Here is a 12,883-nt window from a genome sequence, read left to right as displayed (position 1 = left end):
CACCTCCGCGACCCGAACCCGAAACCCACGCAGCCCGCCCCCACGCACCTCCGCGACCCGAACCCGAAACCCACGCAGCCCAGCCCCGAGCCCAGCCGCGACCCGAACCCGACGAGTCCACGCAGCCCGCCCCCCGCGCACCTCCACAACCCGGACCCGAAGCCCCCGCAGCCCGCCGTACCGGCGCCGGCACCCGAGCGCGTCCGCTAGTCGAGGCCGATGGCCGCGCAGTCCGCCCGGTACTTGGAGGTGCAGATGTCCTTCACGGTGTACACGCCGTCCGTGATCACCGTCTCCTTGATGTTGTCCTTGGTGAGGGCGACCACCGGCACCAGCATCGCCGGGATGTTCTGCTGCGTGGGGCTGTCGACCGTCTCCCGGGTCAGCGCGGCGAACTCGATGGAGCGGCCCTGGACCTTGGCCACCGCGATCTTCGCGGCGTTGGTCGCCTCCAGCAGGAAGGACTTGTACACGGTCATGTACTGCTCGCCGGACACGACCCGCTGTACCGCGTCGAGATTGGCGTCCTGCCCGGTCACCGGCGGCATCTTCGTGGCTCCGGCCTCCCGCAGCGCCTCGATGACGGCCCCCGCCATGCCGTCGTTGGCCGAGTAGACGGCGGCGATGTTGTTCAGCCCGACCGCCTGGATCGCCTCCTTCATGTGCTCCTTGGCGATCGCGGGCTTCCACTCCTTGGTGTCGTACTCCTTGACGATGTTCACCTGATCGCGGAGCTCGCTCAGCGCGCCGTCCTTGAACCGTGCGGTGTTCGGGTCACCGGGGTCGCCGTTCATCATGACGACCTTGCTCTTCTCGGCCTTGTCGCCGAGTTCCCCGACGATGGCGCGGCCCTGCACCTGTCCGACGAGTTCGTTGTCGTGGGAGACGTAGGCGTCGATCGGGCCCTCGGCGAGCCGGTCGTAGGCGATGACGGGGATGCCGGCGTCCTTGGCCTTCTGCACGTCCGTCGCGATGGTCTTGGAGTTCAGGGCGTCGACGAGGATGACGTCGACCTTGTCGGCGATCATCTTCTGGAACTGGCTGCTCTGTCTGGTGACGCTGGCCTCGGCGTTGGCGTAGCGGACCTTGCCCTGGTTCTCCGTGAGGGAGGCGACCTCCTGCTTGATCAGCGGGTAGTCGAACTTCTCGAAGCGCGCCGTGTCCCGGTCGGGCAGCAGCAGGCCCACCGTGATGTCGTTGCCCTTCTTCGCGGCGGTGTCGTCACTCCCGCCGTCGCCGCCGCAGGCGGCGAGGGACAGGGCCGACACGGAGACCGCCAGGGCTACGGAGATGTGCCGCACGGTGGCCTGACGGGTGTTGCGCGCTATCACTGGTGGTGCCTTCCGATGGGGGGAGCATCGTGACGAGGTGGTCGAAAGCCAACGGGCAGACGCCGTGCGTCGTCAATAAGCACGTGTGAAGAGATCGCAAAGGTGCCTCACCGCGTGTACAGGCCCTCCACTTCCGTCGCGAAGGCGCGCAGCACGGCCTCCCGGCGGAGCTTCATCGACGGGGTCAGATGGCCCGCCTCCTCCGTGAAGTCCTCGGGGAGGACGGCGAAGCGGCGGATGGACTCCGGGCGGGAGACCATCTTGTTGGCCTCGTCGACGGCCCGTTGGAGCACGGCGCGCAGGTCCTCGTCGTCGACGAGGAGCCCCGGCGGTACGGGGTGCTTGCCGTTCATCTGACGCCAGTGGGTGATGCCGGCCGGGTCGAGGGTGATCAGCGCGGAGACGAACGGGCGGCCGTCGCCCAGGACGAGGCACTGGGAGATCAGCGGGTGCGAGCGCAGCCAGTTCTCCAGCGGGGCCGGGGCGACGGACTTGCCGCCCGCGGTGATGAGCATCTCCTTCTTGCGGCCGGTGATCGTCAGATAGCCCTCGTCGTCCAGTTCGCCGAGGTCGCCGGTGGCGAGCCAGCCGTCGGGGGCGGCGGGGACGACGCCGCCGGCCTGCGGGTCCCAGTAGCCGCGCAGCACGTGGTCGCCGCCGACGAGGATCTCGCCGTCGGCGGCGATACGGACACGGGTGCCGGGCAGCGGCCAGCCGACGGTGCCCAGCCGGGGTTTCAGGGGCGGGGTGACGGTGCTCGCGCCGGTGGTCTCGGTCAGGCCGTAGCCCTCGAAGATCTCGATGCCGGCACCGGCGAAGAACGCGGCGAGGCGGCTGCCGAGCGGGGAGCCGCCGCAGATGGCGTAGCGGACCCTGCCGCCCATGGCGTTGCGGATGCGGCGGTAGACCAGGGGGTCGTAGAAGGCGCGGGCGGTCTTGAGGGCGCGGGAGGGGCCGGCGCCGGTGCCCGTCTGCTGGGCCTCCAGGGCCTCTCCGTAGCGCTGTGCCACCGCCGCCGCGCGGTCGAACGAGGAGACCCGGCCGCTCGCCTCGGCCTTGGCCCGGGCCGAGTTGAAGACCTTCTCCAGCATGTACGGGATGGCGATCAGGCAGGTCGGCCGGAAGCTGGCCAGGTCCGGGAGCAGCCGGTCGGCCTTGATGCTGGGGGCGTGGCCCAGCCGGACGCGGGCCCGGATGCAGGCGATCGCCACCATGCGGCCGAAGACGTGGGACATCGGCAGGAACAGCAGGACCGAGGCCTCTTCGCTGGTCTTCGCCCGGAAGACGGGGTAGAGCAGCTCGATGGCGTTGTCGACCTCGGCGAAGAAGTTGCCGTGGGTGAGCGCGCAGCCCTTGGGGCGGCCGGTGGTGCCGGAGGTGTAGACGAGGGTGGCGAGGGTGTCGGGGCCGAGCATGCCGCGCCGCACCTCGACCTCCTGGTCGGGCAGGTGTGCGCCGGTTTCCGCGAGCCGGTCCACGTGGCCCTTCTCGACGACCCACAGGTGTTTGAGGTCGGGCAGGCGTTCGCGCTCGGGGCCGAGGGCGGCGGCCTGCGCGGCGGTCTCGGTGACCAGGGCGACCGCGCCGGAGTCCTGGAGGATCCAGCGGGCCTGGAAGACGGAGGAGGTGGGGTAGACGGGGACGGTGACGAGTCCGGCCGACCAGGCGGCGAAGTCCAGGACCGTCCACTCGTAGATCGTGCGGGCCATCACGGCGACCCGGTCGCCCGGCATCAGTCCCTCGGCGACCAGGCCCTTCGCCACGGCTCTCACCTGGTCGGCGAACTGCGTCGCCGTGACGTCGCTCCAGCGCCCGTCGGCGTCCTTGCGGCTGAGCACCACGGCGTCCGGATGCGCGTTCGCGTTGTCGAAGGGCAGGTCGGCGAGCGACCCGTGCGTCCACGGCGGGGCCAGCGGCGGTACGGAGGCCTCCCGTACCGCCCCGTCCATCCGCCGCACCTCGGGCTCGACCAGGACCGGCCCTCCGTACGCGTCGCCGTAGGCGGAGGAGGGATACGCAGTGGACACGGGCGGCTCCTGGGGCGTGCAGCGAAGGACTGCTTGCTGCATGACGTACGTGCCTCGCACGCCGAGGCGCTCAACCGGCTGAACCTCCCGAAAGGGGTTACTGACGGTAGGAACGGGATCGTACGGCGCTCACGTGGCGGGTTTGTGCGAATTCGGGGATGGTCCGGAGCCAGGCCTGTGCAATCTCGGGGGTTACGTGAGGGTTCCTCAGGTTCCGCACGTCCCTTGCCTTCAGGCGCGCTCCAGGATGGCCGTCACTCCCTGTCCGCCCGCCGCGCAGACGGAGATCAGGCCGCGGGCGGGCGCGTCCCGTTCGGCGAGGAGCTTGGCCAGGGTGGCGAGGATCCGGGCCCCGGTGGCCGCGAAGGGGTGGCCGGTCGCGAGGGAGGAGCCGGCGACGTTCAGCCGGGCACGGTCCACCGTGCCCAGGCCGCGTTTCTCCCAGACGGCGAGCGTCGCCAGCACCTGGGAGGCGAACGCCTCGTGGATCTCGACGAGGTCGAAGTCGTCCAGGCCGAGGCCGGCCCGCTCCAGCATGCGCGGGACGGCGTGGGCGGGTGCCATGAGCAGGCCGTCCTCGCCGCCGGCCACATCGCCGTCCACGAAGTCGACGGCGGCTGTCTCGTACGCGGTGAGGTACGCCAGCGGCTCCAGTCCGCGCTCGCGGGCCCACTCCTCGCTCGCCAGCAGGACGGTGGCGGCGCCGTCCGTCAGCGGGGTGGAGTTCCCGGCCGTCATGGTCGGGTCGGGGTGGCCGAGCCCGAACACCGGCTTCAGGGCCGCGAGTTTCTCCACGGTCGAGCCGGGGCGCAGGTTCTGGTCGCGGGCCAGGCCGCGGAAGGGGACCACCAGGTCCTGGAAGAAGCCGCGTTCGTACGCCGCCGCCAGCCGCTGGTGACTGGTGGCGGCGAGTTCGTCCTGGGCCTCGCGGGCGATGCCCAGGGCGCGGGCGGTGACGGCGGCGTGTTCGCCCATGGACAGGCCGGTGCGCGGCTCGGCGTTGCGCGGGATGTCGGGGACGAGGTGGCCCGGGCGCACCTTCGCCAGGGCCTTGAGACGGGCGCCCGGCGACTTCGCCCGGCGGACCTCCAGGAGGATGCGGCGCAGGGAGTCGTTGACGCCGAGGGGTGCGTCGCTGGCGGTGTCGGCGCCGCCCGCGACGGCCGATTCGGTCTGGCCGAGGGCGATCTTGTTGGCGGCGGCGATGACGGCCTGGAGGCCGGTGCCGCAGGCCTGCTGGATGTCGTAGGCGGGGGTGCTCGGGTGGAGCCCCGAGCCGAGGACGGTCTCGCGGGCGAGGTTGAAGTCGCGGGCGTGCTTGAGCACGGCCCCGGCGACGAACTCGCCGACCGCACCCGGCCCCTGGAGTCCGTACCGCTCGACCAGGCCGTCGAGGGCGGCGGTGAGCATCTGCTGGTTGGAGGCGGTGGCGTAGGGGCCGTCGGAGCGGGCGAAGGGGATGCGCGCTCCGCCGACGACCGCCACGCGCCGCACCGACGGCGACAGCTGCTGGGGACTCATCTCGACCACCTCATTCCGACCTGTTCATCTCGACCCGCTCCTCGTCCCTGACATAGCCTTACCTCCGGTAACCTTACTCCAGAGTAAACACGAGTGGGGCTTCAGCGAGCCGTCGTCGGGAACAGGGAGTCGTCATGGCCGACCGCTATCTGCGCTTTACCGGTACCGCGCCCGGCCGCTTCCTCACCCGCCGGCTGGGGCTGCCTCAGCCCGCGGCGCTGACCCGCTGGTCCCCGGACCGGCCCGCCCTGGACGGCGGCCTGCTGCACCTCACCGCGGGCCGGTCCGCCCTCGGCCTGGCGCCGGTCCTGGCCCGTACGGGGATCGGCCCGGCCGGCTCCGGCCCTGCCGCGGCCGTCGTCCTGGACGCGACCGGGGTGCGGGACGTGGAGGCCCTGGCCGAGGTGCATGCCGCCCTGCATCCCGTCGTACGGTCGGTCGCTCCGAGCGGGCGGGTGGTGGTGCTCGGCGCGCCCCTCGACCCGGCCGACCACCACCAGGCCGCGGCCCAGCAGGCCCTGGAGGGGTTCACCCGCTCCCTCGGCAAGGAGATCGGCCGGGGCAGGACGGTGAACCTGGTCCGGCTCACGGACGCGGCCGCCGCGGAGTCCACGCTCCGTTTCCTGCTGTCGCCCAAGTCTGCCTACGTCAGCGGGCAGGTGATCGAGGTGGGAGCACCCCAGGGGACCGTTCCCCCCGACGGGGACCGCCCCCTGACCGGCCGCACCGCCCTCGTCACCGGCGGCGCCCGGGGCATCGGTGAGGCGGTCGCCGGAACCCTCGCGCGGGACGGTGCCCATGTCGTCGTCCTCGACGTGCCGCAGGCCGAACAGGACGCCCGGCGGGTCGCCGAGCGGCTCGGCGGCACCGCGCTGCTGCTCGACATGACGTCCGCCGACGCGGGCGCGCGCATCGCCGAGGCCCTGCCCGACGGCCTGGACCTGCTGATCCACAACGCGGGCGTCACCCGCGACCGGCGTCTGGTGAACATGCCGTCCGAACGCTGGATCTCCGTCCTCGAAGTGAACCTGGCGAGCGTGCTGCGCACCACGGACGCCCTGCTCAAGGACGGGACGCTGAAGCGCGGCGGCCGGATCGTCGCCACCGCCTCGATCGCGGGGATCGCAGGCAACGCCGGCCAGACCAACTACGGGGCGAGCAAGGCGGGCGTCGTCGGCCTGGTCCGCTCCCTCGCGCCGCGCGCCCTCGACGAACACGGTGTGACGGTCAACGCGGTCGCGCCGGGCTTCATCGAGACGAGGATGACGGCCGCCGTCCCGCTGTTCATCCGCGAGGCGGGCCGCCGGATGAACTCCCTCGCCCAGGGCGGTCTCCCGGTCGATGTCGCCGAGACCACCGCCTGGCTGGCCCACCCGGCCTCGGGCGCGGTCAACGGCCAGGTCGTCCGCGTCTGCGGCCAGAGCCTGCTGGGGGCGTGATGGCCGGCCCCGACGCCCTCGTCCTCACCGGGCCCCCCGCTCTCACCCCGCTCCTGGCCCGCGGCGCTCTGCTCTCGCCCCTCAAACGCCCCCGCTCCGACGCGGACTTCCGCCGCACCCGGCTCGTCCTGCCGGACCTGCGCGTGGACCTCGCGCGGCTCGCGGCGTACGAGCGGGTCTGCGGGTTCCCCGTCGGGGAGGACGCGCTGCCGGTGACGTATCCGCACGTGCTCGGGTTCCCCCTGGCCATGCGGCTGATGAGCGGACGGGACTTCCCGCTGCCGCTGCTCGGCCTCGTCCACACGTCGTTCACCGTCACGCGGCACGCCCGGATGCCGGCGAGCGGCGGCTACGAACTCTCCGTGCACGTCGAGGGGTTGGTCCCGCACCGGCGCGGCACGGAGGCGACGGTCGTCACCGAGGTACGCGGCGGCGGGGACGTCGTGTGGGAGTCGAGGAGCACGTACCTGGCCCGGCACCGCACGGACCGGCCGACCGCGGTGCCCCGGGAGCCGGAGGCGCGCAGACCGCTGCCCTCCGTCGCCGAGTGGCGGCTCGCCGGGGACGTCGGGCGCCGCTACGGGGCCGCGTCCGGGGACCGCAACCCGATCCACCTGCATCCGCTCACGGCGCGGCTGTTCGGCTTCCCCCGGGCCATCGCCCACGGCATGTGGACCGTGGCCCGCTGCCTCGCCGCGCACGGCGTCACGGAGTGCTGCCATCTGCGCGCGGAGTTCAGGGCACCGGTCCTGCTGCCCGGGACGGTGACGTACGCGGCGCAGGACGGCCGGTTCGAGCTGCGCGGCCGGGAGGACCGGATCCACGTGACGGGGGACGTCTACCCGGTGTGAGGGCCCGGCGACTCCTCCTGGGGTGCCCAGGGCCGCCCCGCCATGAGGTCGCCGAGCCCCGCCCAGGCGAAGTTCATCAGGGTGGCGGCGGCCTGGCGGGCGGTGACGCCCGGGGTGGCGTTGGCCCAGGCGGCGAGCGACTCGGCGGCGCCCACCAGGGCCTCGGCGAGCCCGGCGACCTCGCGCTCCGGCAGATCGGGATCGCGGTGGGCCTCGCGGGCCCCGGCGAGGATCAGCTGCGTCACGAACGCGACGATCTCCTCGCGCATCGCGGCGACCTCGGCGGCGAACGGCTCACCGTGGGTACGGGCCTGGAGGTGCAGGACCGACCACGCGTCCGGGTTCTCGCCGGTGTGCGCGAAGAAGGCGCCGAGGCCTTCCCAGAGTTGCCGGTCGGCCGGCAGGTCGCGGCGGACCCCGGCCCGCACCGCCTCGACGAGGGCCCCCGCCTCCCGGCGGATGCAGGCGGTGAAGAGGTCTTCCTTCGAGTTGAGGTACAGGTACACCAACGGCTTGGACACGCCGGCCAGTTCGGCGATCTCGTCCATCGACGCGGCCATGTAGCCCCGTTGGCCGAAGATCCGCACGGCGGCGTCCAGCATCTGCTGTTCACGGACCGCGCGCGGCATCCGCTTGGTCTTCACGGCACCCATACCGCTTAGCGTACGGGCCCCCCGGAGGCCCTTCGCCCGGTGAACCGGGGAAGGACCGCCCAGGGGGCCCGTTTCAGATCTCGATGCCGTCCGGCCGTCAGGCGGTCGCGGGGACCGGCTCGGCCTTGTCGCGGGGCTCGTCGAGCGGCTCGTCCAGGGAGGAACCGTCGGCCGTGGCGTAGGCGTCGCGGTCGAGCAGGTTCTCGCGGGCGGAGACCAGCACCGGGATCAGCGCCTGCCCGGCGACGTTCGTCGCGGTGCGGATCATGTCCAGGATCGGGTCGATCGCGAGAAGCAGGCCCACGCCCTCCATCGGCAGGCCGAGGGTGGACAGGGTGAGGGTCAGCATGACCGTCGCACCGGTGAGACCGGCCGTGGCGGCGGCGCCGACCACCGAGACGAACGCGATCAGCAGGTAGTCGCCGACGCCCAGCTGGATGTCGAAGATCTGGGCGACGAAGATCGCGGCGATGGCCGGGTAGATCGCGGCGCAGCCGTCCATCTTGGTCGTCGCGCCGAACGGCACGGCGAAGGAGGCGTACTCCTTCGGCACGCCGAGCCGCTCGGTGACCTTCTGCGTCAGCGGCATGGTGCCGACGGAGGAGCGGGAGACGAAGGCCAGCTGGATCGCGGGCCAGGCGCCCTTGAAGAACTGGACCGGGTTGACCTTGGCCACGGTCGCGAGCAGCGTCGGGTAGACGCCGAACATCACGATGAGGCAGCCGACGTAGATGTCGGCGGTGAACGTCGCGTACTTGCCGATCAGGTCCCAGCCGTAGGTGGCGATGGCGTGGCCGATGAGGCCGATCGTGCCGAGCGGGGCGAGCCGGATGACCCACCACAGCGCCTTCTGGAGCAGGCTGAGGACGGACTCGCTCAGGGTGAGGATCGGCTGGGCCTTCTCGCCGAGCTGGAGGGCGGCGATACCGGCGACGGCGGCCATGAAGACGATCTGGAGCACGTTCAGTTCGGTGAACGGCGTGATGACGTCGGTCGGGACGATGCCGGTCAGGAAGTCGATCCAGGAACCGGTGGTCTCGGGCTTCCCGCCGTCCTTGGGCGTGAGGCCGGTACCGGCACCCGGGTTGGTTACCAGGCCGATGATCAGGCCGATGCTCACCGCGATCAGCGACGTGATCATGAACCAGAGGAGGGTGCGCGAGGCCAGGCGGGCCGCGTTGTTGACCTTCCGCAGGTTGGTGATCGAGACCAGGATCGCGAAGAAGACGAGCGGGGCGACCGCGAGCTTCAGCAGCCCGATGAAGGTGTCACCGACTTTTTCCAGGGTCGTGACCAGCCAGGACAGGTCCAGGTCGCGGGCGAGCCAGCCGAGCAGCACACCCAGGACGAGACCGGCGAGTATCTGGGCCCAGAAGGGCACCTTGAAGAACTTCAGACGTGAGGACACGCGACTGACTCCGTTGGGGGGACGCGTAGGGGAGCTGACGTGGGAGACGACGGGGGGTTGCGTTACGTCAGGGACGACAGAAAGCGGACGCGCACCGACAGAGATCCACGTGCAGCCGCGCCACGAGCGGAGCGCTCAGGGGCGAGTGGGGCGCGACTGCTGACTTCATACCAGGACCTTAACACCTGAGCTTTGGGGACCCCAAAGCCTGGCTTTGACAGGTGACGACGCACACACACCCATACAACGCAAAGCGCCCCGTTTCCGAGCATGTACGGAAACGGGGCGCCGGAACGCGTGTGAGGGACCTTACGAGGTCTGCCCCTGGGCCCGGGCGGTGTCGTCGGCCACATCCTCCTGGCTGCGGTTCGCGTCCAGGTTGGCCTTCATCCGGTCGACGCGCTGCGCGACCTGGACCGACGCCCGGTCCCGCTCCTTGCGCAGCACGACCAGGCTGATCGGCGCGGAGATGAGCAGGGCGAGGGCCACGATCCACAGCCCGTTGCTGCTGCCGAGCCCGCGCGGGGCGATGCCGGAGTAGACAGCGCCCCAGACGACCACGAGGCAGCCCACGAAGATTCCGAGGCGCATCAGCGTGTAGCGGAGCATCTCAATCCACTCTTCCGGTTCGAACGGTCGGAACGCACCCAAAGGGGCACCGTCAAGTGAAGCACGCCGAGCGGCCGATCTTGCAGGGGGGTCAGACGAGGGGCAGCAGCATGATGACGTCCTCGCGGTCGTCCCCCGGCGCCACCCGGATCGCCCCGGGAATCCGCCCGACCTCCTTGTAGCCGCACGTCTCGTAGAACCGCTCGAGACCGAGTCCGCCGCGGCAGGTCAGCCGGATCGCCTCGATCCCGTCCATGCCCCGGGCCGTGTCCGCGGCGGCGCGCAGCAGGTCCCGCCCCCAGCCCTTGCCCTGGTGCCTCGGGTGCACCATCACCGTGTACAGCCACAGCCAGTGCGTCATCAGGTGGTGTGTGTTGAAGGTCAGGAAGGCGGTCGCCGCGACCCTTCCGTCCTCGTCGTGCCCGACGAGCAGCTTGACCCGGCCGTCCGCCATCGCCGCGAAGTGCTGCACCAGCGCGGGGCGGATCTCCTCCCGCGTCACCGGCGGCACGTACCCGACGGCCCCTCCGGCGTTGGAGACATCGGTCCACAGATCGAGCAGACCGTCACGCAGCTCGGGGGTGACGGCGGGTTCGAGTGTGAGGGTAAGGGGCATGTCGAAATGGTAGCTATTACGACAGGGCGTCTGCCGCCACCTTCAGGTCCGACACCAGCCCCCGGTACGCCGCCTCCCGGTCGTCCGACCGCAGCACCGAGGAGGGGTGCACGGTCGGCACCAGCCGCTCCGGCCTCCCGTGGATCTCCTCCTCCAGCACGGTGCCGCGCACCTGCGTGACCCGGAAGGAGGACCCGAGCAGCGCCTTCCCGGCGGTGGCCCCGAGGACGACGATCAGCTCCGGCTCCACGACCGCGAGCTCCGCGGCCAGCCAGGGCCCGCACGCGGTCATCTCCCGCAGGTTCGGCGCCTTGTGGATCCGCCGCTTCCGGGGCTCGGCCTGCGTGAACTTGAAGTGCTTCACGGCGTTGGTGACATAGGCCTCGGAGGGATCGATACCGGCCTCCTCCAGGGCCCGGTCGAGCAACTGCCCGGCCGGCCCGACGAACGGCTTCCCCCGCCGGTCCTCCTGATCCCCGGGCTGCTCCCCCACGAGCATGACCCGGGCGTCCGTGTCACCGGCCCCGAACACGGTCTGGGTGGCGTCCCGGTGCAACGGACATCCCCGGCATTCGGCAGCGGCCTTCCGAAGAGCGGGAAGACCGCCGCGCTCGGGAAGAAACGGCTCAGCGGTGTAGGCGTCCTCAGGAGCCCTCGTACCGACCATGCCCTCCGGGTACCCCGCCCAGGGGCGCGGGACTCTGCCGGTATGCGGCTCCACCGCGGGGCACGACCAGCCCCCACGCGCCGAAAGCCGCAATCAGACCCTCATGGGCTGCGGCGACTCACGACGCTCCGGGTCGGGCCCCTCATACTCCCGGATGATCTCGTACCGCGTGTTCCGCTCCACCGGCCGGAACCCGGCATCGCGAATCAGATCCAGCAGATCCTCACGCGTCAGCTTGTTCGGCGTCCCGTAGTTGTCCGCGTCATGCGTGATCTTGTACTCGACGACGGACCCGTCCATGTCGTCCGCCCCGTGCTGCAGCGCCAGCTGAGCCGTCTGCACCCCGTGCATCACCCAGAACACCTTCACGTGCGGCACGTTGTCGAACAGCAGCCGTGACACCGCGAAGGTCTTCAGCGCCTCGGCCCCCGTCGCCATCTGCGTCCGCGCCTGGAGGCGATTACGCACCTTGCCGTCCTGCATGTCGACGAAGTCGTGCTGGTACCGCAGCGGAATGAAGACCTGGAAGCCGCCGGTCTCGTCCTGCAGCTCACGCAGCCGCAGCACGTGGTCCACCCGGTGACGCGGCTCCTCGATGTGCCCGTACAGCATCGTGCACGGGGTCTTCAGACCCTTTTCGTGTGCGAGCCGGTGGATCCGGGACCAGTCCTCCCAGTGGGTCCGGTGGTCCACGATGTGCTGGCGGACCTCCCAGTCGAAGATCTCGGCGCCGCCGCCGGTGAGGGACTCCAGACCGGCGTCGATGAGCTCGTCGAGGATCTCCGACGCCGACATCCCCGAGATGGTCTCGAAGTGGTGGATCTCCGTGGCCGTGAACGCCTTCAGCGAGACGTCCGGCAGCGCCGCCTTCAGCTCGCGCAGCGACCGCGGGTAGTACCGCCACGGCAGGTTCGGGTGCAGCCCGTTGACGATGTGCAGCTCGGTGAGGTTGTCCGACTCCATCGCCTTCGCGAGCTTGACGGCCTCCTCGATGCGCATCGTGTACGCGTCCTTCTCCCCCGGCTTGCGCTGGAAGGAGCAGTACGCGCAGGAGGCCGTGCACACGTTCGTCATGTTGAGGTGCCGGTTGACGTTGAAGTGCACGACGTCGCCGTTCTTGCGGGTGCGCACCTCGTGCGCGAGGCCGCCGAGCCAGGCCAGGTCGTCCGACTCGTACAGCGCGATGCCGTCCTCACGGGTCAGGCGGACACCCGCCCTGACCTTCTCCTCCAGCTCGCGCTTGAGCCCGAGATCCATGCCCACACCTTTCTACGACAACGTCCCAACCGTACGGCTACCGCTCTACTCCTCTTCGGGCAGCTCCCCGACCCGGTTCTCCCACTTCGTGGAGAGCACGATCGTCGTCCGCGTGCGGGAGACGCCCTCGATGCCGCTGAGCCGCCGGATCATCTTCTCCAGGCCGTCGACGTCCGCCGCCCGCACCTTGAGCATGTAGGAGTCCTCGCCCGCGATGAACCAGCAGTCCTCGATCTCCGAGAGGTCCTTCAGCCGCTGCGCCACGTCCTCGTGGTCGGTGGCGTCGGAGAGTGAGATGCCGATCAGGGCGGTGACGCCGAGGCCGAGCGAGGCGGCGTCGACGGTGGCCCGGTAGCCGGTGATGACACCGGCCGCCTCCAGCCGGTTGATGCGGTCGGTGACACTGGGTCCCGACAGTCCGACGAGGCGTCCCAGCTCCGCGTAGGAGGCCCGGCCGTTCTCCCTCAGGGCCTGGATGAGCTGCCTGTCCACCGCGTCCATTGC

The 12,883-nt window shown here is 70.9% G+C and carries 12 protein-coding genes and 1 pseudogene; 2 read left to right on the top strand and 11 right to left on the bottom strand.

Features of this window, described 5'->3' with window-relative positions; all coding sequences use genetic code 11:
* Positions 1–206: 206 nt before the first annotated feature.
* From A4E84_RS23435 to A4E84_RS23425, 3 genes are all read right to left on the bottom strand, one after another.
* Complete coding sequence (locus A4E84_RS23435; RefSeq protein ID WP_079129085.1) at positions 207–1,331, bottom strand: sugar ABC transporter substrate-binding protein; 1,125 nt, start codon at positions 1,329–1,331, stop codon at positions 207–209.
* Positions 1,332–1,438: 107 nt separating this feature from the next.
* Positions 1,439–3,358, bottom strand: coding sequence for an AMP-dependent synthetase/ligase (locus A4E84_RS23430; protein ID WP_174569454.1), 1,920 nt, complete (start codon positions 3,356–3,358; stop codon positions 1,439–1,441).
* 231 nt (positions 3,359–3,589) lie between these two features.
* Positions 3,590–4,879: an acetyl-CoA C-acetyltransferase gene (locus tag A4E84_RS23425; protein ID WP_062931570.1), complete on the bottom strand. Its 1,290-nt coding sequence runs from the start codon at positions 4,877–4,879 to the stop codon at positions 3,590–3,592.
* 134 nt (positions 4,880–5,013) lie between these two features.
* Here A4E84_RS23425 and A4E84_RS23420 point away from each other — a divergent pair, with 134 nt between their 5' ends.
* Together A4E84_RS23420 and A4E84_RS23415 are read left to right on the top strand one after the other, a co-directional pair.
* Positions 5,014–6,318, top strand: a complete 1,305-nt coding sequence (locus tag A4E84_RS23420; RefSeq protein ID WP_062928469.1) for a 3-oxoacyl-ACP reductase — start codon at positions 5,014–5,016, stop codon at positions 6,316–6,318.
* Complete coding sequence (locus A4E84_RS23415; protein ID WP_062931569.1) at positions 6,318–7,169, top strand: MaoC/PaaZ C-terminal domain-containing protein; 852 nt, start codon at positions 6,318–6,320, stop codon at positions 7,167–7,169. Before A4E84_RS23420 ends, A4E84_RS23415 begins: the two co-directional genes overlap by 1 nt.
* On the opposite strand, the gene A4E84_RS23410 is transcribed toward A4E84_RS23415, so the two are convergent.
* The 8 genes and pseudogenes from A4E84_RS23410 to A4E84_RS23380 all read right to left on the bottom strand — a co-directional run bounded on the left by A4E84_RS23410 (position 7,157) and on the right by A4E84_RS23380 (position 12,880).
* Positions 7,157–7,822: a TetR/AcrR family transcriptional regulator gene (locus tag A4E84_RS23410; protein WP_062928468.1), complete on the bottom strand. Its 666-nt coding sequence runs from the start codon at positions 7,820–7,822 to the stop codon at positions 7,157–7,159. The genes A4E84_RS23415 and A4E84_RS23410 overlap by 13 nt on opposite strands.
* 97 nt (positions 7,823–7,919) lie before the next feature.
* Positions 7,920–9,230 carry a dicarboxylate/amino acid:cation symporter gene (locus A4E84_RS23405; RefSeq protein WP_062928467.1) on the bottom strand — a complete coding sequence of 437 codons (1,311 nt, stop codon included), beginning with the start codon at positions 9,228–9,230 and terminating at the stop codon, positions 7,920–7,922.
* 67 nt (positions 9,231–9,297) lie between these two features.
* A pseudogene (locus A4E84_RS45810) lies at positions 9,298–9,357 on the bottom strand (putative leader peptide); the annotation flags it as partial.
* Between the two features lie 182 nt (positions 9,358–9,539).
* Entirely contained in the window at positions 9,540–9,839 is a 300-nt protein-coding gene (locus tag A4E84_RS23400; protein WP_062928466.1) for a DUF4229 domain-containing protein, read from the bottom strand.
* Positions 9,840–9,930: 91 nt separating this feature from the next.
* Positions 9,931–10,455, bottom strand: a complete 525-nt coding sequence (locus A4E84_RS23395) for a GNAT family N-acetyltransferase (protein ID WP_062928465.1) — start codon at positions 10,453–10,455, stop codon at positions 9,931–9,933.
* Positions 10,456–10,471: 16 nt separating this feature from the next.
* Positions 10,472–11,122, bottom strand: a complete 651-nt coding sequence (locus tag A4E84_RS23390; protein ID WP_062928464.1) for a UdgX family uracil-DNA binding protein — start codon at positions 11,120–11,122, stop codon at positions 10,472–10,474.
* A gap of 93 nt (positions 11,123–11,215) precedes the next feature.
* The gene (gene mqnE, locus A4E84_RS23385) at positions 11,216–12,379 is read right to left on the bottom strand and encodes an aminofutalosine synthase MqnE (RefSeq protein WP_062928463.1); all 1,164 of its coding nucleotides are present in this window, start codon (positions 12,377–12,379) and stop codon (positions 11,216–11,218) included.
* 45 nt (positions 12,380–12,424) lie between these two features.
* On the bottom strand, positions 12,425–12,880 hold the full coding sequence (locus tag A4E84_RS23380; RefSeq protein ID WP_031141000.1) for an Lrp/AsnC family transcriptional regulator: 456 nt from the start codon (positions 12,878–12,880) through the stop codon (positions 12,425–12,427).
* Positions 12,881–12,883 lie beyond the last annotated feature (3 nt).

Origin of the sequence: Streptomyces qaidamensis (assembly GCF_001611795.1) — a bacterium.
GTDB lineage: Bacteria > Actinomycetota > Actinomycetes > Streptomycetales > Streptomycetaceae > Streptomyces > Streptomyces qaidamensis.
The sequence above is the reverse complement of the archived record's forward strand: the minus strand, read 5'-3'. Positions and strand labels throughout refer to the sequence as shown.